Here is a 19,672-nt window from a genome sequence, read left to right as displayed (position 1 = left end):
TTTATCAATGCACCCGCCAATTCATCCCGCATTTATGCAACGTCAAAAAATGATTGCGACAAGAAAGTAATTCCTAATCCAAAATCTAAAATCGTATTAAGCCATAGGATGTGGACACGGATTTAGGTCATCTGCGGTACGTCGCTCACCGTAACCTAACCTTTCTGGTACCTTGAACAACCGCCGAGTTCCCAATGGCTCTAGTCCATAGCCAAAATATATTGGGACTAGTTCACTGGCTAAAGTCCGCACTACTCGAAAACCGAGCGACTCAATATCAGGGGTTGTAATTTCCACTAAATAAGGTTCAACACCCACTGAATGCAACCTGGCGATGACCGATTGCAATTTTTCTACCTCTACTGAAGATGCATAAGTTGGTAAATCTTCAACCGTTAGGTATTGGTCATGCTCCAACAAAAATGCCAACTCGCGTAGCCGAGCCGTTTTGTAGAAAAAAGCGCTGTGATCGTCCAAATTCTGCACATCTTCATATTTATTGAGATTAATCCCAGTGCCGCTAGCCATGCGTTCTATATCACCAAAACGGGCTTGGCAAACTTCAAAAATTGCCTTACGAAGCGCAGTTGATCCATCGAGATGGCATCCTAGACCAGTTGTAACAGATGGACTTTTACCTGAACGGTCAATTAACATTGCCATCACAACTGGGATCTGAATATCAGTAATCAAATAGAACGTAACTAGCTCAATGCCAAATCGGGCGTAGTGGCTTAAAATTTCCGTCTCAATTCCTGGACGGTGAGCGAAATAAATGCGTGGGGCAGGTAGGCGGTTTAACCATGTAATTATAAAAGCATCGCGCTCAATCAACTCGCACAAGCCACTGCAAACAGCAAACTCAAGAGTTGGGCCACTAGCCATACCATTAGAAGTGACCGGTAAAATATAATCTCCTGGTAGATTGCTATCCCAGTCGAAATAAACCATAAATGCTGGAACTAAAACCTGTAGGTTGCTTGCTAGAGAAAGGGCAGGTATCCACGAAGTCTGCGTTGCCGGATCGAAAGGTGAATATGGAAAATTGGGGTCAGAGTATTGTTTGTCAGAAAAAGAGAAAAAAGTTGGAGGATGGACGGCGCAATGACTTAATTCTGCGTAGCTACTGACAATCAGTTGCCGATAATCTACAATACCACCACAGTAGCGCTCTACTGCTTCGCCAACTGCACCAAAAATTGCTTGTTCATCAGTCATGCCCCTACCTACGCCGTAGCGTAAATCATCCTGCTGTTTGCGAAGTTGGAAATTTGCTAATTCGGCTTGCCACAAAACTGGCAGATCAAACTCTGTATAAGGCTTGGTAAATCTATCAATGGCTCGGATGATTCCCGTATGCGGGCTAACTAAATCGCGCCAGCGTGGACTAGCGATCGCTGCATTCACTTTGTTTTCTCCTGTCCTGAACAATGTGGACAACCAGGTTTCTTCAGCACAACGTTGTGAGTCAGCTTTGTGCCGAGCAAGTCTAGATGCAGTAATTTACCGTCAGTGGCGATTGGCAAACCGAGCAACATCTTCACTGTTTCAAGAGCCAGATAACTACCAACCAACATCTGCGCGATCGGTAAGTTTTCTCGCAAACGCGGTTGAGAACGGCGTTCTCGGTCGAGAAACTGCTCAATAGCGAATTCCGCTTCTGGAAGCTTGGCACAGGCAATAGACCGCATCCGATAGCAAAGATAGCAAGGGCCATCCTGAGAAAAGACTAGCGGCCCAAAAGTTCCTTCAACACCAACTGCGCCACCTGGTAGCAATGGGCGCTGCATCTTCAGGCATAGTCTGTTCAGGCGATAAGCGAGATTGACAGATACGGCATCGGTGGCGACAATCACCAGATCAACGTCCTCAAGCAAAGCATTTACTGTTTCGTCGTTAGTTAAAGGATCTGTCACAGTTTCAGTTTGAGTTACTTTTGCGATCGCCTCGATTTGTCGAGCTGCTTCCACAACTCGAAAAGCACCTATTTGATTAAAGACTGAGCCTGACATCATCGGTAAATCAGATGAAAATGTGCAGATATCATCACATAGGCGGAGAAAACCGATACCAGCACTAGCCAAATTAATTGCAGCTATCAACCCTGAACCTCCGAGTCCAAAAACAGCAATCCTCGCGTTCGCTAAGTGCTTCTGGGCATCTTTTTGCTTAAAGCCTAGCTCATGATAGAGGCTGATTTGAGGAAGTAAATATGTACGACTATCTAAATCAACTGGATCTTCCAGCAACTCATCTACTAAACGATTGTCCATCAAAAACTCTAAACATTGATTTAGTGAAGAATCTGTCAACTTTTCGCAAATTGCCGCCCGAATTTCTCCTATTGTTCGGGAACCATCTAATAAAGGTAAAACAATTTTTTCTACATCATGCAGTGCTTGACCCTTCACTGTCAGGGTTCGCCGCCTCGTATTGAATATCATAGTTTCTTCGCCATTGCAATCTGACCGCATAGTGTGAACGACAACGTGTTCTAGTAGACGCAGGCGTTGAGCATCATTTAATTTCATAGGCTTTGTTTTATTATCCCAAGCTCCATCAAAGAAATAGAAAAATCTGAAAACTCGGTTGTATCCAAAAATATTGAGAAAATGAAAAACCCTGCTTTTGCAGCTATAAAATTGATGAATGCAAAAAAACAACTTAAAAGACAGGGTTTTTAACTTTTAAAGCCAGATATTGTGGCTCTAAACTTAAAAAAATTGGTTTCTAAAATGACGGAATTGCTGTTCTATTTCCAGCTTATTTAGTATCCAAAACCGACCTCATCGGTGTCGTCTAGCACACCTGATATTGTTCCACCTTCAGCAACTCGACATCCGCATCCTCGACATCCGCATCCTCGACATCCGCATCCTCGACATCCGCATCCTCGACATCCGCATCCCCTACATCCGCATCCCCTACATCCGACACATCCACCACATCCACCGCAATTAGCAAACCATCTTTGACTAGTCTCAGATTCAAACATTCCTGGCATTGCTAACTTTTCTAAAGCTGCAATTTCCTCATCGGACAACAGCAGTTGTTCAAGTTTGTCTGCTTTGTCTTCTAAACGCATATCTATTGTTTGTTGGGTCAGTGTTTTTTCTGCAAGCATGGTTACTCATTCCTTTGAAATTAAATTCATTAGCCTGTTTTTAAATCTGCATTCGAGTCAGTCAAAAGCTGTAATGATCTTCATGTCTCAATCAGCTTTCACGGAAGAATTGATGTTGGAACTAGCGAATGTAAAGTATGATCAAAAAACGAGATGGCGGTTAATGTCTAACTATCATTTACATCCGGTTATAGGTAAACAAAAACACTCAGTCTTTTATTCAGAATCTTAACTAATCCACAAAAGATCAAAATCACTTTTTGGCAAGTTAAGGAAAATATCACCTAGGACAATACAGTCTGATTAAAATTTTAATCATTTAAAGATCCTTCCAACCCTGAATAAAAAAGACTTATAATTTATGTACCTCCTTTTTCAGGAGGTCGCCACAGGGAGGAATATCTCGACGTAATTGTATTGTCTCATGGAATTTATCTTCCCTAAAACCTAGTCTTTGAGAATGCTTTTGCTACTTTTAGCGTCACATTCTCTTTTTTTGATCATCTAACTCTTATAACATTATCTTTTTCTAGAGTTTTTTATTCATACCTAAGTAATATTGTTTTTAGTCTTGATAGTAATATTTTTATTTCTTAAGTAGGATTATCTTTATTTTGGATAGCGCCTAATATTACTTTCTGCATTGGTTACTGATGCAGAAAAGCTAGAGAGACTTTAAAAGAAAAAGCATACTGACAGTAAAAAACCATTTTGTAATAGCGCTGATAGCGAATTTTAAGTTAGGGGAATATATAAGATAGGTTTTAAATACTGGCATCAAGCTTATTTACTTGATACTCGAATAAAAAATTAGGTTTAATTGATGAGCGATTTAAGAGTTTGGCTTGCAGGCTACACTAAAGCTTTATTTCGTTCTTTACCTTTATTATGGACAGCAGCACCCAGAGAAATAGTCTTGTTGATTGCTGTCACGGTATTACAAGGTTTTCTTCCTGCCATAAGTGTTTGGATAACCAAGCTAGTGGTAGATACTGTAGCAACAGCCTTAATATCTGGTAGAGAATTAGGTTATGCAACTCTTGCCCCTTTGGTAGCAGGATGGGTTGGAGCTTTGCTACTAGAATCACTGCTGTATCCTTGGGTATTGGCACTGCAAGGAAATCTCAATGACAAGTTAACGGCTCACATTAGCTTATTATTAATGCGGAAAGCTGATACTTTTTCAGATTTGAGCCGTTTTGAAGATTCTCTGTTCTATGATGAGCTACAACTGTTGCAACAACAAGTTGGCTATAAACCACTGAATTTACTGGAAAATTTGGTTGAATCAGGTCGATCTTTAGTGACCTTAATAGTGATAGTTTGGTTACTAGTTCCTCTAGCTTTTTGGATACCACTGGTGATAGCGATCGCAACTATACCCCAGATAGTGGTTTCTTCTCAGTATGGCAAAGCTATTTGGCTAAATTTATTTGAGAACAGTCCCCAAGCTCGAAGAATGGAATATTACACTTCGGTGATGCTTACTGATACCTATGCCAAAGAAATCAGGTTATTTAAGCTAGGTTCCTTTTTTATCGAGCGTTATCTGCAAGCATTTCAGTCTTTACATCAATCTATGCGCTATCTGAGGGACAAGCAAGCATTTTGGTCGTCTAGTCTAGCTATCCTCAGCACTTTGGGAAATGGTTTTTCTTTCTACTGGGTGGTACAGAAAGCTTTTAAAGGAGAATTCAGTCCAGGCAGTGTACTTTTATTTGTACAGTCATTGACTTACTTCCAGAATAACCTTGAAAGATTGGTGGCTAATTGGCTGGATCTGTTTGAAAATATTCTCTACATGCAACAGTTTTTCAATTTTCTTGACAGTCCAATCCCCATGCTACTGAGCGTACCTGGAGAAAAAGTACCGACTCCGATTCGTTCAGGTATTACTTTTGAAAAAGTTGATTTTTACTATCCAGATGGTAGATTAGCACTCCAAGATATTTCTTTTACCCTTTTCCCTGGACAAACAGTAGCCATAGTAGGAGAAAATGGTGCAGGGAAAACTACTTTAGTCAAGCTGTTAACCAGGCTATACGATCCAACGCAAGGATGTATTCTAGTCGATGGTATAGACCTCAGAAATTTAAATTTAGAGCAATGGCGGCAGCAAATTGCTGGAGTTTTTCAAGACTTTGGTCACTATGCGCTGACGCTGGGGGAAAATATCGCTTTAGGAAACCTAGCTGCTCTAGAGCATCCAGACATTCTCAAATACGCGATTGAAAAAGCCGATATTGTCAAACTAGTCGATCATTTTCCTACAAAGGAGGCTACACCACTGGGCAAGCAGTTTGGCGGTACAGAACTTTCTGGAGGCCAATGGCAAAAGTTAGCTCTAGCTCGTGCTTTTGTCCGCCAAGAAGCCCAGGTTTTGCTATTGGATGAGCCTACTGCTGCACTCGACCCCCGCAGTGAGTGTGATCTTTACCTTCGCTTTATTGAGCTAGCTGAGGGTAAGACTACAATCTTGATTACCCATCGACTGGCTTCAGTGCGTATAGCTGACCGAATCTTAGTTCTCAAATCTGGTCATTTAATTGAGGATGGTACTCATCAGGAACTTTTACAGCGTGGAGGCGAATATACCGCACTATGGAATATGCAGGCAAAACAGTATGGCATTTCTCATTAACACTCGTAATTCTTCAGATATCTAAATTTAGGGTTGCCAGTGAGGAGACAGTATATGCAATTCCGTATTTTGATTGCAAGAACGAATGATGCTTTTAAATATGATGCGATCGCTAGCCTAAAAATTCTGTTGATTAGCCCGATTTTTAGCATATTTTTAAGTACTATTTGCTTATTGACAAAAGCTCTATAAGCTTAACCTCTCACAATGGGCGCTACTACGCTATTTCGGCTATGGCAAAGGGATCACTTTTTATAGCTGGACGAGTGGCCAATTCTCCCAGTACGGATCAAAAGCGGTTGACTGTCAGAGAAGCAACCTATGTCCTTTTCCAGGGGACGAAGAGTTGAAACACATCTGGTCTAGACCCCTTGTTCAAGAGTTCTAGATCGTAGATGCAAAGTAGTGTCTTGTCAGACATCGCAACCTAAATAAATGTCAGAACTTACGCAAAAATAGCCAAAACATTGATTTTCTGGTAGAGACAATTAATGAATTGCGTCTACCGTGTGTAGTTTTGCGTAAGTCCTAGATGTAATCAAATTGCTCCTCTGGTCTTAGCAAATATTAATTAGAAAATGGATTTAGTATTACTTCACTTCGCTGGGTTCAAATTTTGTCACCTTACCCTTCTTAATCGCTACAATCACATCGTAGTGAGAACAGTAAGCAAATGTGACATCATTGGCTTTGTTATAAAGGTTAACTACATGACCTGCACCACCTAACTGGATACCGATTGGCTCCAAGTCAGCAAAAAAGAAACGACGTAGTTGATCACCACTACCAATCTGACCCTTACTTTTAGTAAGCAAATCTAGTTTCTGTGTTACAGACAATTCTTCGGCTGCCGATGCCTGCACTAATGACGGATTGATCGCTTTTAATGGTACGTCCCAAACTGTGAAAAAACCAACCAAAGCAAAACTTGTAAGTAAGGGTGCGAGTTTCATTTGTGACTCTCTTTTCTGTTTTATCCTGAACATCTCAAGCATCTCAGGTGGGAGTGAGAACTTATTGAAACTAAGCCACTATTTTCATGAATTTATCCTTTGAGAAAATTTAGTTGATTCTCAGCACTTTCTCAGGCAATGATGGTAACTCAAAATCACAGCATAATTTAAGTATTTTCTCAACAAAACCTCATTCTGAACTGCGTGACGGCAACTTATAATGAGCAATGCTTTTATTGCAGTGATGCTATTGTGACTAGGCCCAAAAGACCACATCGCTTAATTCATAGAGTTTCAGGACAAACATATCTCTGGCTAGCAATGCTAATTTTTGCAGCATCTGGCGCAGTTACCCGAAGGCTAACAGAAATCGGTGCTGAACATTTTATCGGGGAACGTAATCCGATTTCTTTATGTAATGTTTTATTTGTGGGAAACCTTTGCGCCTTGATACTTTTGATCCTCATCTATGGGCGACAGTGGAACAAAGCTACTTTGAAGCAACTCTCAAGGACGGATTGGGTCAGTTTAACAGCAGTCGCTATTTTATCGGGAGCGTTAGCCCCTGGCTTAATTTTCCAGGCACTTTCGGTCACAGGGGTAAATAATGTCATCTTGGTAGGACGTTTGGAACCGCCTCTAACTCTAGCTTTGTCAGTCTGGTTGTTGAGGGAACGGGTAAATATTTGGGAATTTATCGGAGCGATCGCAGCGTTTGTCGGTGTTATCCTAACTATCATCCTTCAACCTCCAACAGAAGCCATGATGAATATGGGAGGTTTCAATTTAGGCATAGGGGAACTTTTAGCAGCAGTAGGATCTATAGCTGCAACGGCTTCTACGATTATTGGTAAGAAATATCTTTCACAGATCCCTTTGGGAATCTATAGCATCTTTCGGACTGGACTAGGAACCATAATCTTTTTCTTCATTGCTTTAGTCCTCTATGGCAAAAATCATTTTGCTGATGTCCTCTCACCGTTCTTATGGCAATGGATGTTTCTCTACGGTGGGTTAATTGTGGTGCTAGGCCAGTCTTTTTTGATTAAAGGCTTGAAAACTTCTACTGTATCTACGGCTTCCTTAATTGGCTCATTTGGCCCAATTGTGGGCATCTTAGCAGCCTATTTAATTTTGGGTGAAGCCCCTACCTTGCCTCAATATATTGGCGGTAGCGTGATTTTAGTAGGCATATTTTTGAGCCAACTGGGAATTTGGCGTAAGACTTCTAGCATTGCGTCTGGCAAAGTGAGTTCGATTCCGGCACAGCAACAAGTAGAAACTGATATGGGATTCAAGGGGATTTGAATGAGGCGGAAGAATTTTAGATTTTGGATTTTGGATTGAACAATCTAAAATCTAAAATTGAAGGGGTAGGGAATAGAAGGCAAGAAAGCTTATACCCTATGCCTTGGCGTTATTTTTAACTGTACAGTTATTACTGCCTTGCTGCACTAGTATGTCAAAATAAAAATACCCGATACATCAAGGTGAGCGATCGCTCCCAAAGCTAGATTAAAGGATTGACCTGAGCAATGGCAGACCAAACCAATCACAATCAAGCGGGAGAAGTAGCTCCCAGCACTGTTGACAAGCAAGCTCCCAGTGTGGCTGAAGAAAACGCTCCGAGTACAGACTCACCTGAAGCCACAGACCTTCCTACTGCCAACGCGCCAGATCCAAACGCTGCTAAACCAACCGCTACACCCCCCAAGCGAGAAAAACCCGCAGCCGCAGCTAAAGCCGCAGTAGGCGAAAAACCCGCCGCAACCGAAGAAAAACCCGCCGCTAAAGCCGCCAAAAAGGAAAAAGCCCCATCTGTTGAAGATAAGCCGTTTGTAGAGTTTATCGAGCAAGACTACTTGCCAGCTTTACAAAAAGCGATCGCTCAACAAGGTGTGCAAGATTTACAAGTGTCTTTTGCCAAGCAGAAAGTGCCAATTACTGGCTTTGAATCTGCTGAAGAATGCTGGCAAATTATCGGCAGTTGGAAAGAAATTGGTTTGCGTCAGTTTAACCTGTATTTCCCCGAAGAAGATATTCAAGGGAAAAAGGGATTTTCCTGTAATGAAGGCAAAAAACCTAGCACTCTTGAGTCCTTCTTAATCGATGAGCGCAAAATTACCCTCGACTTGTTGGTATTTGGCTTAGTTCAGCGCTTGGACGGTCAAAAGTGGCTAGGTATAAATTAGTCATTGGTCATTGGTCATTGGTCATTGGTCATTGGTCATTAGTCATTAGTCATTGGTTTTTAACAAAGGACAAATGACAAAGGACAAAGGACAAAGGACAAATGACAAAGGACAAATGAAAATTTAAAGTTCGTGGAAATGGTAGATAACGGCTCCAGTATTGGGGTCGTTATCTATTTTGACATAACCTGATTTGTACATCTCATTGAGAGTAGCTTCCACTTCTGCAAAGCTAGCGCCCGTGAACTTCACGCCTTGAGTAACAGTTAAAATACCACCCTTGCTTTCCGCCGCTTCAATCAGTTTAATCATCAGTTGGTTGCCTGTTGGGTGTTGGACTTGAGAGGCAACCACTGCTTGATTCAACGGCACTCCAAAGGGAGATATACCTGCTTTTAGTCTCAGGTTGTGTTCGTATTCGTCAACCATGTTGGACATGAGAAACAAATCTACGAACTGCCCTATCCCAAAGACACCACCAGTCAACAGCCACAACAAACCAGTCCCGATTTTGCCATTGTAGAAACGGTGCAGTCCTCCTAATCCGAAAAAGAATGCTGCACACAAAATGTAAGAGACAAGCAGTCGGTCTTTATGCTGATTGTTTTCAAGATTCATCTTGTTTTCAACCCTTTGGATTTGCTTTTGTTGTCTAAAATGGGTTTTCTATGTTGTAGTAGCAACTACAGAAAGTTACTGAGATTATAGTGATTTAAAATACAAAAAATGCGTGCTACTCCACTCGATCAAAACCCTGCTAATCACCGAACTACGTTTATTTGACTACTAATTTGCGATTTTTGATTCCGTAAATATTGAATGATTGTTGCAACTCTTAATCTTTTACTTACAAATTTCTCACCCGCACCTTGGTAGACTAAACTTTATACAATTGGATTATTGTGGGCTGTTACGCCTTGCCAGAGCTTTAACCTTGGCTTTCTGGTCTACTTAAGATAATAAAGACGAAAGAGCAATCAAGACATGGTAGATTCCCTCAAAAAACCAGGCTTTGAAGAAATCCGGCCAGGGATTAAAGTCCCGGCAAAAGAAACCCTGTTAACACCTCGGTTTTATACTACCGATTTTGATGAAATGGCGCGGATGGATATCTCCGTCAATGAAGACGAGTTACAAGCCATTCTCGAAGAGTTCCGCACTGACTACAACCGCCATCACTTTGTTCGGGATGCGGAGTTTGACCAATCCTGGGATCATATTGACGGGGAAACTCGCAAATTGTTCGTTGAGTTTCTAGAACGTTCCTGTACAGCAGAGTTTTCCGGCTTTTTGCTATATAAAGAACTTGGCCGTCGCTTGAAAGGAAAAAGCCCCGTCTTGGCAGAGTGTTTTAACCTGATGTCACGGGATGAAGCACGTCACGCTGGCTTTTTGAACAAAGCTTTGTCGGACTTTAATCTGTCTTTAGATTTAGGGTTTTTGACTAAGAGCCGCAATTATACCTTCTTTAAACCGAAATTCATCTTTTACGCTACTTATCTTTCTGAGAAGATCGGTTATTGGCGCTACATCACCATTTATCGCCATTTAGAAGCACATCCCGAAGACCGGGTTTATCCAATCTTCCGGTTCTTTGAAAACTGGTGTCAAGATGAAAACCGCCACGGCGATTTCTTTGATGCCATCATGAAATCCCAGCCACAAATATTGAATGATTGGAAAGCACGGCTGTGGAGTCGGTTCTTCCTGTTGTCGGTATTTGCGACAATGTATCTCAATGACATCCAACGCAAGGACTTTTATGCAACCCTGGGATTGGATGCACGAGAATACGACATTCATGTAATTCAGAAGACTAACGAAAACGCCGGTCGCGTGTTCCCGCTAATGCTGGATGTAGAGAATCCTGAGTTTTATCAGCGATTGGATACTTGTATCAGCAATAACGAGAAGCTGGGTGCGATCGCTAATTCCAGCACTCCCAAATTCCTGCAATTCTTCCAAAAACTGCCACTTTACATCTCCAATGGCTGGCAGTTATTGCGGCTGTACCTGATGAAACCCATTGATACTGTTTCTGCTCAAGGGGCAGTTCGTTAATTTATAACAGATTTGCGAAAGCTTTAGTGGTTCTGCTGATTGCAGAGCCACTTTTTTGTCTTAAATATTTAGAGGTTAGCCGATTAGTACTGCGATCGCTAATTTACTGGCAGGCAAAAATAAAATCTGATGAAAAAATTAGTTTAATAACTTTGTCTTTTTAGTATGCTGTTATTCCCAATCTGCTTTTGTCTACAAATATTCCACACTCAGAATGGGAAACAGCAAAAAAATGGTTGGGTAGATGGAGTTTTGTATTAGATACCTTGAGTTAAGCTGATTTTTCCATTCTGATTACATCCGGGATGAATGTTTGATGCTTGGCTGCTTCTGTTTCGTAACATCTGAGAATCAATGGTGTCAGCTTATCGAAATCACTAATGGAGGAAATAATTACTTTTGATGCAGCATCCCCCAGAGAAGCTGTTACTTCCTGCACTTCAAAGTTTGAAACTAGCGACTTTACTTCATCTACACTTAGCCGAGTAATTAAACTTTTTTTCTGCGAAGATAGATATAGTCTCAGAAACCACCAAGTACTTTTGCCAAGATTGATACCAAAGTATGAAGCTGTATCCTTATATTGGAGTTCAAAATTGTAACTCATTAACGTTTTCGTAATTGCTTTAATTTTTTCAAAAGCTTCGATTTCTTCAGCCGTTGTTACTATTTTCGATTCTTGATATTCTTGTTGTTTTTCCTCTTCTTCAATCTCTTGTTCTACTTCAATTTCAACAGGCGGAGTTATTTCTTGGCTAAGTGAGCGAGTCATTAACTCTACTAAACTTCCCTGAATTGACTTTTTAACAATTGGTCTGAATTTATCAATAACTTTACCAGTAATTCGACCTTGAATTTCATAACTAGGAGCAACAGTACCAAGTTCAGCCACTAAAAAGCGAACAAATTCTTCAGAAGGAGAACGTAAAAGATTTCCTAGAAGCTGAGTCATGCCTTTTACATAAACCATTTCTTCAGCATGGTTGGTAATAGCTGCAACCTCAAAATTATCACGATGAAAAAATTTGAGGTTATCAATATCTTTGGAATCATATTCAAGGATGTTAAAAGTAAAAAATGGCTCCTTGTCCATGACATTTTTATCACGCAAGTCTGTAAAGAAACGGTACTCAATCCCATTAGTTACAATAGCTACTTTTGTTGTCAGAAGTGCATTAAAATATTTGCTCAGTTGCCCATCATGTGCCTCAGCTTTTTGACCACGGGCTTTTGCCTCTACGAGCATAACTTTAGTACCGTTAATAGCTAAGGCGTAATCTACTTTTTCAAACTGTCCTGCTCTTCTAGTAGCAAAGTCTGCTACGTATTCCGGCATGACTTCGCTAGGATCATAGACATCGTAGCCAAGAGCGCTTAAAAAAGGAACAATCAACGCCATCTTAGTAGCTTCTTCGCCAACAACTTGGTCAAATCGCTTACGCACTTGTTCAGACAGCTTGACAATATCTTCAGTAAATCCCATCTTAGTTAGTCCTGGTAGATTAGTGAGTATTGATACGTCTTTTTTGTAAGATAGGAGTGGTTATAAGGTGATATAGTACATTTGAATTAAAAGTGTTAGCGCGATCGCCTTCCTTATCACTCCTAATTCAGAGTATTCCCAAATAAGTACCAGCCTGTAACACTCATAACCTGTACACAAGTGCAATGGCATTAGAAATTTATCGCATCTGAGTATGGCAAAGCAGGATGTTCCAATCACAGGAGAAGAACTGATTAAAGAAGTCTGTCGGCGGATTCGGGTAGCCCGCAGCTATTGGGATGCTCACAATAATGCTGCTTGTCGGGGTGAGCGCGATCGCGCATTAGCCCTTTACAATACACTGAATAAAGAACAAAAAGAGCAGATTCCGCAAGTGTTGCGGGTGTGGTTGCGCTATCGCAGTGAGAAGTACTTTGGCGCACACCGAACACCGCCCAAATCGGCACGAAAATCAAAATAGTTTTCACTGGGTTTTTAAATAGGGGCAATACTCTGCGGGTACTCTGTTGGAGAAATCGTAGAGTATTGCCTCTACAGCGTGTAGTTTTGCGTAAGTTCTATAAACAAATCATTGATGGTTAGGCTGAAGGGAAATAAAAATAAAAACTAATGGAAAAACAGCAAATTATAAAATTGCTAATTGGTGATTTTACTTGGCAAAGACTGCTTAAATCTTTCATGTTTATTTATATATTTTTTGCTTTATATGTATATTTTCGGGCAGATAGTATGATTTTTCTATCTCGTCCTTCTAGTTATCAGGATAATCCAGAAATTATTAAGTTAAAAAGTGGAGAAAATACAAATATCTCAGCTACATACTTATTAAACAATCAAGCTAATTACACTATTCTTTATGTTCATGGTAATTCTGAAGATTTAGGAGATATTAAAGAAATCCTAGAAAAATTACACGCATGGGGTTTTAGTGTCTTTGCTTATGATTATCGTGGTTATGGTACGAGTCAAGGAAAGGCGACAGAAAGCCACGCATACGAAGATATTAATAGCGCTTACAATTATTTGACCGAAAATTTAAAAGCACCACCTGAAAGAATTATAGTTTTGGGGCGTTCGGTTGGCGGTGGTTCTGCGGTAAACCTAGCAATGCGAAAACCGATAGCTGGTTTAATTCTTGAAAGTTCGTTTATTTCAGCTTTTCAAGTAATAGTACCTTTTAGGATTTTACCTTTTGACAAATTTCCCAATCTGGACAATATCAAAAAACTAAAATGTCCGATACTAGTGATTCATGGCAAAGCAGATGATGTCATTCCTTTTGCTCATGGAGAAAAGTTGTTTAATGCTGCAATATCGCCAAAGCTTTATTTGTGGGTTGAAGAGGCCAATCATAATGATTTATTCTGGGTAGGTGAAAAAAAGTATCAGAAAGCTTTGCAAGAGTTTACTACTCTTGTAAAAACAAATCAGTAATTATCCTCTCATTCTATTCTCCTTTAACCCTCCTTAATCACTCTCGTCATCATAAAATTTGAAACCCTTACTACTCATTGCTTATTTACTTAAATAATCGATTACAACTTTAGCTTGCATAAAAAAGTCCGCTTTCGCGGACTGTGGACATTGGATAAGGTTAAGTTGTCACCAAGAGTGTCTACAAGATGTTAGACTCAATATTCATTCTTTCCTAGTACACTTTAAAATTCAAGTTCTTCAGAGCAAACTTTAGGACATAACTCATTGATTTAAGTCTTTAAAAAATGTTATCTGAAAATATATTCTACGGGATTTTAATTATAGAGCAATACAGTTCAGATAAAACCAAAACATTTGTAGAGACGGCGATTTATCGCGTCTCAAAACCCACGGCTTAACTGAACCGCTATATGTATCTATTCTTGATAATATAACTTTTAAAAGATAATGTATTATACTATGAAAATAGTAATTAATGTTACTAATTTATTAGACATAATTAAGGAATTTATGTCTGGATTTATATAAAATTCAAGTATTTTTATTTTCAGACTTAAACCAAGTTTTTGCAAAATTAAATCAATTACCGTTGAAATTTCACTTAGTTTGAAAGATATTTTGTACCATTTTCTTGCCTACATTCGCCGCCGCCTTATCTAACTCTGCAATCTCGCTGACGTTTAATTGCCAACCTAAAGCACCAATATTCTCTCTTGCCTGTTCTACGCTCTTTGCTCCAGGGATGGGAATGGTTTCTTTACAGATGCACCAATTAATTGCTACCTGTGACATGGTTTTGTTTCTGGATTGTGACACCTCTTGCAAACATCCCAAAAGCGAGCGCATTCCTGGTAATATCTGCCTAAACAGCAGACCTCGAATACCTTTAGGCAAAGGGCCTTGCTCAGAGTATTTTCCTGTCAGCAGTCCCAAAGCTAGAGGGCTGTAGGCAATCAGTTTAATTCCCAACTCATCACAAAGGTCTTTAAGCCCTAATTGGGTGACAGGATATGTAGACAACAAAGAGTATTGAACTTGCAGAGTAGTAATAGGAACACCTCGTTCAGCAAACTTTTTCTGCACTTGTTTAAGCTGTTTAGGCCCATAATTGGACAGTCCTACTCCCTTAACCAGTCCTTGCTCATATAAATCCGCAAGACCATCTAACAGCCCTACCTCTTGCCAAGGGGCGTAATTTGCTGTTGACCAGTGCATCTGTACCAAATCTACGTTTTTTCCTAGGCGTTGGGCAGATGACTTGCAAGCCTTTACCATTGATTGCCGTGTCCATCTCCACGGGTAAGCAGCAAGCTTAGTCGCAATACAAATATTTTCTTTGTTTGAACCTAGATATTCTCGGTTGAATCGTCCCAGCAGTAACTCACTTCGACCATTCAATCTCCCAGTTCCGTAAGAATCACCCGTATCAAATAAAGTCACACCGTTGTTTACACAAAGGTTAAACACCGCTTGCAACTGGTCATCCATACTTTCGTCATATCCCCAAAGCAGTTGGTTGCCCCAGGCCCAAGTCCCGCAGCCCATGCTTGGGAGGGATTTTTGGAGAGTCTGCATGTTTGCTCTCTGTAGATTGCCTTATTAATTATCAGGCATTAACGCACGAGTAGCATGATTAGCTGGTAAATGAGGAGAATCTTCTAGCAGTCAGTCGTGCAACCTTGTCTATTTTGTTTTAAAAGTTGACAAATATTTTGGACAATCACCAAAGTAGATTCGCTACTTTTGTATTAGATAATATATATTTTTAGTTGCTTTTAACTAGCAACTTAATCACTAAGTATTAAGATATTGTCGAATTTGCAAGAAGCCTAGCTTTCTGAGTCCAAGCGTTATTAAAAAACCCAACCTCTGGCACTTCTAATTCAAATGAATGAGGTGGTGATTGTAGCAATAAGGATGAACCTTTGTCATGAGCCTCCACTAAATTAACTATCCAGGGAAGAAAGTCTAAGATTTCTTTTGGTAGCACAGTTAATTCAAAGTCCCACATCAAATTAAGACCTCGGCAAACTTGTCCTTTTCTGAACGTCGCCACTCTCCCAGCACTCTTGTTTATAGCCAGTCGAAGAATGAACGGACGGAATGGGACAAATTCATCAGGCGCAGTATAAGCGTATACATTTACATAGTTCAGTCTTTCCCTACGATCCATCCAAGATGCGATCGGGGAATTACTACTATAAGATGTACCAGTTACGATTACCGGCATATTCATAGAAGCAGCGAAGTTAGAGTAGAACTTATGCCTTAGTTCGCTAACAATATGTTTAGCTTCTGGGTTCATGGCTGCTACACTTATTACAAAAACGATACCTACGGAAAACTAGGCTAACAAAAATCAACAGAAGCACAAAAAAAGGCAGACGGCCTTGTCTGCCCTCAAGACTTTAGAGACCTTAATAACGGCGAGAGGAACCACCATCACCACCCCTTCTACCGCCAGAGGAACCTCCATCAGTCTTGGGTTTAGCTTTATTCACTTTTAAGCTCCTACCCATCCACTCAGCATTATCAAGGGCTTCAATTGCTGCTGTTTCTTGTGCGTCTGATTCCATTTCTACAAAGCCGAAACCTCTCATCCGACCTGTTTCTCGGTCGATAGGCAATTGAACATTTTTTACCGTTCCGTATTCTGCAAAAACGTGGCGGAGATCCTCTTCTTTAACCTCATAAGATAGATTACCAACGTAAATTGACATACAATATCTCCAGAATCAGAGGGTGCAGAGATTTAGATGCGGAGAGGTCTGTAATACAAGTATCTATAAAAACAAACTACACAGCCGAATTTAATCTTCTATCGATACTTTATCATAAATTGAAAACTTATGTTCATAAGCAACATTATACTTATTTGTTGAGCTAAATATCTGGACGGTTGGCGAAACTCTTTTAAAATGAACCTAGCAGCGATCGCACTAAATTTTAAGCCACTAAAAAAACTCAATTACTGATACTTGTTTCTATTCCAAAAGGATTAGTAATATTGAAATTTTATTCACTCAAAATTACAAAAGATGGAATTAAATAAAACCAGTGCGATCGCTTGTAACGTAAAATTAGTTTTCATCCGGCATTTGCTAACACCTTGACACCCATGTATTGCGACTACCTTATCCAAATCCTGACTGCCCGTGTATATGATGTTGCCCAGGAAACACCACTGGAGTATGCACCAAATTTGTCTGCGCGGTTGAATAATCAACTCCTGTTGAAACGTGAGGATATGCAGTCAGTATTTTCCTTTAAACTGCGGGGTGCTTATAACAAAATGGTGCAACTACCACCAGATATCTTGGCACAGGGTGTAATTGCAGCGTCTGCGGGCAACCATGCTCAAGGAGTTGCCCTTGCAGCCAATCGTTTGGGAACCAAAGCAATTATCGTCATGCCAATAACTACACCTCAAGTCAAGGTGGACGCAGTGAGAATGAGGGGCGGAGCTGTCGTGTTATATGGAAACACCTACGACGATGCTTATAGCTATGCCCGTGAATTAGAAGTGGAAAAAGGTTTGACCTTTATTCATCCCTTTGATGACCCTCATGTAATTGCTGGACAGGGAACCATCGGGATGGAAATTTTGCGACAATATCAGCAACCCATCCATGCAATTTTTGTCGCAATTGGAGGTGGCGGATTGATTTCGGGGATTGGGGCTTATGTGAAAAGATTGCGTCCCGAAATCAAGATTATTGGTGTTGAACCAGTAGATGCTGATGCGATGTCTCAATCGCTAAAAGCCGGACATCGGGTGCGTTTGTCTCAAGTGGGGTTATTTGCTGATGGCGTGGCGGTGCGAGAAGTAGGTGAAGAAACCTTCCGTTTATGTCAGCAGTATGTAGATGAAATCATTCTGGTGGATACAGACGATACATGTGCTGCGATTAAAGATGTGTTTGAGGATACGCGATCCATTTTAGAACCAGCCGGTGCATTAGCGATCGCAGCTGCCAAAGCCTACGCAGAACGAGAACAAATTGAGGGACAAACTCTAATTGCCGTAGCCTGTGGTGCAAACATGAATTTTGATCGTCTCCGCTTTGTGGCAGAACGGGCCCAGTTAGGCGAACGTCGGGAAGCAATCTTTGCAGTCACAATTCCTGAAGAACGGGGAAGTATTCGCCAGTTTTGTGAATGTATTGGCAACCGTAATCTTACAGAGTTTAATTATCGCATTGCTGATGAAAAAACAGCCCATATTTTTGTAGGTGTGCAAATTCAAAACCGTGCTGATGCTGCAAAGATGGTAGAAACCTTTGAAGCTCAAGGATTTGAAACTCTTGATTTAACAGACGATGAACTAACTAAATTACATCTGCGGCACATGGTGGGTGGGCACTCTCCTCTGGCTCATAATGAATTACTTTACCGTTTTGAGTTTCCCGAACGTCCCGGTGCATTGATGAAGTTTGTTACTTCCATGAGTCCCGACTGGAATATTAGTCTTTTTCACTACCGCAACAACGGCGCAGACTACGGACGAATCGTGGTTGGTATCCAGGTTCCTCCCCACGAGATGGAAGAGTGGCAAGCTTTTCTCGATAATCTGGGCTATCGTTATTGGGATGAAAACAAGAATCCCGCATACAAGCTGTTTTTGGGATAGTTTTGGGATAGGGAGATGGGGGGATAAGGGAGATGGGGGAGATGAGGGAGTAAATTCTTCCCAATGCCCCATGCCCAATGCCCCATGCCCTATGCCAATTTAACGAGCCTTCGATATCAGATTGGAGTCCCAAGTATAGAAGCCGATTTCGTTAGGAACCCTAGAGAATCTGCCTGTCCGATAGCCTCTAGATAATTCATTCAACACCTTATTTTTAATCTCTCTAATTTGCTGAGAATCTAGTTCTCCATAAATTCCGGCGATGACTTCAGCAACGCTGAAAACTTTACCTGGATTTTCTTCAAACAGAGAGGTGAGAGCATCAATTAAGAATTGACCCTCAAAGGTTTTGAGCATCGGTACTGCTTTTGGCGGGGGTACAAAAGGCTTCTTATTTTTGTTTCTAGAAGCACCATTGCGTTTACTTGGGGCTACCAAATTTAAATCCAGAGTATAACAACCTGGCTCATCGGGAATAGTTACCCAGTAATTCCTTTCTCTACCTTGGGTGAGGGAAGATTGAACCCTACCTTTAACTACTTTGAATAAATTGGAATCTAACTCTCCATAAAGCGATCGCACGATAAAATCGATATGACAGACAGTGCCTATCTGCTCTTGCAATAGCTGTTTAATGGCTTCCATTCGGGAGATAGCGTGATTGTACTGGGGTAGCATGGGGATTTCTGCCACCCTCGTTGAACTATCGTTGTTCTCTGAGGCTATCTTTGCATCTGGCGATGTAGTTGGAAGTTTTCTCTCTTTTGTATCAACAGCAGCAGAAAAGGAATTATCGATCTCAACCTTATCCGAGTCTGTGGGTTCTGACTGTAGAGACTCCACCAAGTTGATTTCGTCCATGTCATCAAGAGGCGATAAAAACCGCAGAGAGCCTTCTGGGGAAACATTTGAGGTTTCATCGGCCGCCGTCAGTCTTGATATCTGCTTGTTGGGATCAGAAAAAGACCAGTTAGACAACAACGCTTCTACATGATCGAGTTGCGATCGCGCCTGCACAAAAAGGCGTTCATACTCTTCTGTGAGGCGAGCATAATAGTCTCGTAATTCCAACAGTGGAGAGAGGAAAGTGCCCGGAGGTGGTTCTAATTGTCCATTTTGAGTCATAAGGC

Annotated in this window: 18 protein-coding genes; 8 read left to right on the top strand and 10 right to left on the bottom strand. The window is 40.9% G+C overall.

Annotated elements, in window-relative coordinates:
- Positions 1–96: 96 nt before the first annotated feature.
- The 3 genes from GJB62_RS06865 to GJB62_RS06855 form a co-directional block, all read right to left on the bottom strand.
- On the bottom strand, positions 97–1,440 hold the full coding sequence (locus tag GJB62_RS06865) for a YcaO-like family protein (protein ID WP_245246108.1): 1,344 nt from the start codon (positions 1,438–1,440) through the stop codon (positions 97–99).
- Positions 1,404–2,531 (bottom strand): TOMM precursor leader peptide-binding protein, encoded by a 1,128-nt coding sequence (locus tag GJB62_RS06860; RefSeq protein WP_114083321.1) that lies wholly within the window; start codon positions 2,529–2,531, stop codon positions 1,404–1,406. The genes GJB62_RS06865 and GJB62_RS06860 overlap by 37 nt, the downstream gene beginning before the upstream one ends.
- Before the next feature lie 236 nt (positions 2,532–2,767).
- Complete coding sequence (locus GJB62_RS06855) at positions 2,768–3,124, bottom strand: hypothetical protein (RefSeq protein ID WP_114083322.1); 357 nt, start codon at positions 3,122–3,124, stop codon at positions 2,768–2,770.
- Positions 3,125–3,947: 823 nt separating this feature from the next.
- On the opposite strand from GJB62_RS06855, the gene GJB62_RS06850 reads away from it, so the two are divergent.
- The gene (locus GJB62_RS06850; RefSeq protein ID WP_114083324.1) at positions 3,948–5,765 is read left to right on the top strand and encodes an ABC transporter ATP-binding protein; all 1,818 of its coding nucleotides are present in this window, start codon (positions 3,948–3,950) and stop codon (positions 5,763–5,765) included.
- Positions 5,766–5,819: 54 nt separating this feature from the next.
- Positions 5,820–5,957 (top strand): hypothetical protein, encoded by a 138-nt coding sequence (locus GJB62_RS06845; protein WP_159402465.1) that lies wholly within the window; start codon positions 5,820–5,822, stop codon positions 5,955–5,957.
- Between the two features lie 398 nt (positions 5,958–6,355).
- On the opposite strand, the gene GJB62_RS06840 is transcribed toward GJB62_RS06845, so the two are convergent.
- Entirely contained in the window at positions 6,356–6,718 is a 363-nt protein-coding gene (locus GJB62_RS06840; protein ID WP_114083325.1) for a hypothetical protein, read from the bottom strand.
- A gap of 252 nt (positions 6,719–6,970) precedes the next feature.
- Here GJB62_RS06840 and GJB62_RS06835 point away from each other — a divergent pair, with 252 nt between their 5' ends.
- Both GJB62_RS06835 and GJB62_RS06830 read left to right on the top strand, forming a co-directional pair.
- Entirely contained in the window at positions 6,971–8,026 is a 1,056-nt protein-coding gene (locus GJB62_RS06835) for a DMT family transporter (protein ID WP_114083360.1), read from the top strand.
- A gap of 227 nt (positions 8,027–8,253) precedes the next feature.
- On the top strand, positions 8,254–8,910 hold the full coding sequence (locus GJB62_RS06830) for a DUF2996 domain-containing protein (protein ID WP_114083326.1): 657 nt from the start codon (positions 8,254–8,256) through the stop codon (positions 8,908–8,910).
- A 123-nt stretch (positions 8,911–9,033) separates the two neighbouring features.
- Here the strand turns inward: GJB62_RS06830 and GJB62_RS06825 are convergent, their stop codons facing one another.
- Complete coding sequence (locus tag GJB62_RS06825) at positions 9,034–9,528, bottom strand: TM2 domain-containing protein (RefSeq protein WP_114083327.1); 495 nt, start codon at positions 9,526–9,528, stop codon at positions 9,034–9,036.
- A 366-nt stretch (positions 9,529–9,894) separates the two neighbouring features.
- On the opposite strand from GJB62_RS06825, the gene acsF reads away from it, so the two are divergent.
- Positions 9,895–10,971 (top strand): magnesium-protoporphyrin IX monomethyl ester (oxidative) cyclase, encoded by a 1,077-nt coding sequence (acsF, locus tag GJB62_RS06820; RefSeq protein WP_114083328.1) that lies wholly within the window; start codon positions 9,895–9,897, stop codon positions 10,969–10,971.
- 271 nt (positions 10,972–11,242) lie between these two features.
- Here the strand turns inward: acsF and GJB62_RS06815 are convergent, their stop codons facing one another.
- Positions 11,243–12,454 carry a type I restriction endonuclease gene (locus GJB62_RS06815; protein ID WP_114083329.1) on the bottom strand — a complete coding sequence of 404 codons (1,212 nt, stop codon included), beginning with the start codon at positions 12,452–12,454 and terminating at the stop codon, positions 11,243–11,245.
- 214 nt (positions 12,455–12,668) lie between these two features.
- Here GJB62_RS06815 and GJB62_RS06810 point away from each other — a divergent pair, with 214 nt between their 5' ends.
- Together GJB62_RS06810 and GJB62_RS06805 are read left to right on the top strand one after the other, a co-directional pair.
- Positions 12,669–12,935 carry a Precorrin-3B methylase gene (locus GJB62_RS06810; RefSeq protein WP_114083330.1) on the top strand — a complete coding sequence of 89 codons (267 nt, stop codon included), beginning with the start codon at positions 12,669–12,671 and terminating at the stop codon, positions 12,933–12,935.
- A 149-nt stretch (positions 12,936–13,084) separates the two neighbouring features.
- Entirely contained in the window at positions 13,085–13,909 is an 825-nt protein-coding gene (locus GJB62_RS06805; RefSeq protein WP_114083331.1) for an alpha/beta hydrolase, read from the top strand.
- 600 nt (positions 13,910–14,509) lie between these two features.
- On the opposite strand, the gene GJB62_RS06800 is transcribed toward GJB62_RS06805, so the two are convergent.
- The 3 genes from GJB62_RS06800 to GJB62_RS06790 all read right to left on the bottom strand — a co-directional run bounded on the left by GJB62_RS06800 (position 14,510) and on the right by GJB62_RS06790 (position 16,632).
- Positions 14,510–15,487, bottom strand: a complete 978-nt coding sequence (locus tag GJB62_RS06800) for an aldo/keto reductase (RefSeq protein ID WP_114083332.1) — start codon at positions 15,485–15,487, stop codon at positions 14,510–14,512.
- A 226-nt stretch (positions 15,488–15,713) separates the two neighbouring features.
- Complete coding sequence (locus GJB62_RS06795) at positions 15,714–16,217, bottom strand: hypothetical protein (RefSeq protein ID WP_114083333.1); 504 nt, start codon at positions 16,215–16,217, stop codon at positions 15,714–15,716.
- Between the two features lie 112 nt (positions 16,218–16,329).
- On the bottom strand, positions 16,330–16,632 hold the full coding sequence (locus tag GJB62_RS06790) for an RNA-binding protein (protein WP_012407557.1): 303 nt from the start codon (positions 16,630–16,632) through the stop codon (positions 16,330–16,332).
- 398 nt (positions 16,633–17,030) lie between these two features.
- Here GJB62_RS06790 and ilvA point away from each other — a divergent pair, with 398 nt between their 5' ends.
- Positions 17,031–18,542 (top strand): threonine ammonia-lyase, biosynthetic, encoded by a 1,512-nt coding sequence (ilvA, locus tag GJB62_RS06785; protein WP_114083334.1) that lies wholly within the window; start codon positions 17,031–17,033, stop codon positions 18,540–18,542.
- A gap of 99 nt (positions 18,543–18,641) precedes the next feature.
- Here the strand turns inward: ilvA and GJB62_RS06780 are convergent, their stop codons facing one another.
- Positions 18,642–19,667, bottom strand: coding sequence for a hypothetical protein (locus GJB62_RS06780; RefSeq protein ID WP_114083335.1), 1,026 nt, complete (start codon positions 19,665–19,667; stop codon positions 18,642–18,644).
- Positions 19,668–19,672: the final 5 nt, after the last annotated feature.

This window comes from Nostoc sp. ATCC 53789 (assembly GCF_009873495.1).
GTDB classification, from domain to species: Bacteria; Cyanobacteriota; Cyanobacteriia; order Cyanobacteriales; family Nostocaceae; genus Nostoc; species Nostoc muscorum_A.
Note: the sequence above shows the minus strand (reverse complement) of the source record. Positions and strands in the feature narration are given on the sequence as shown.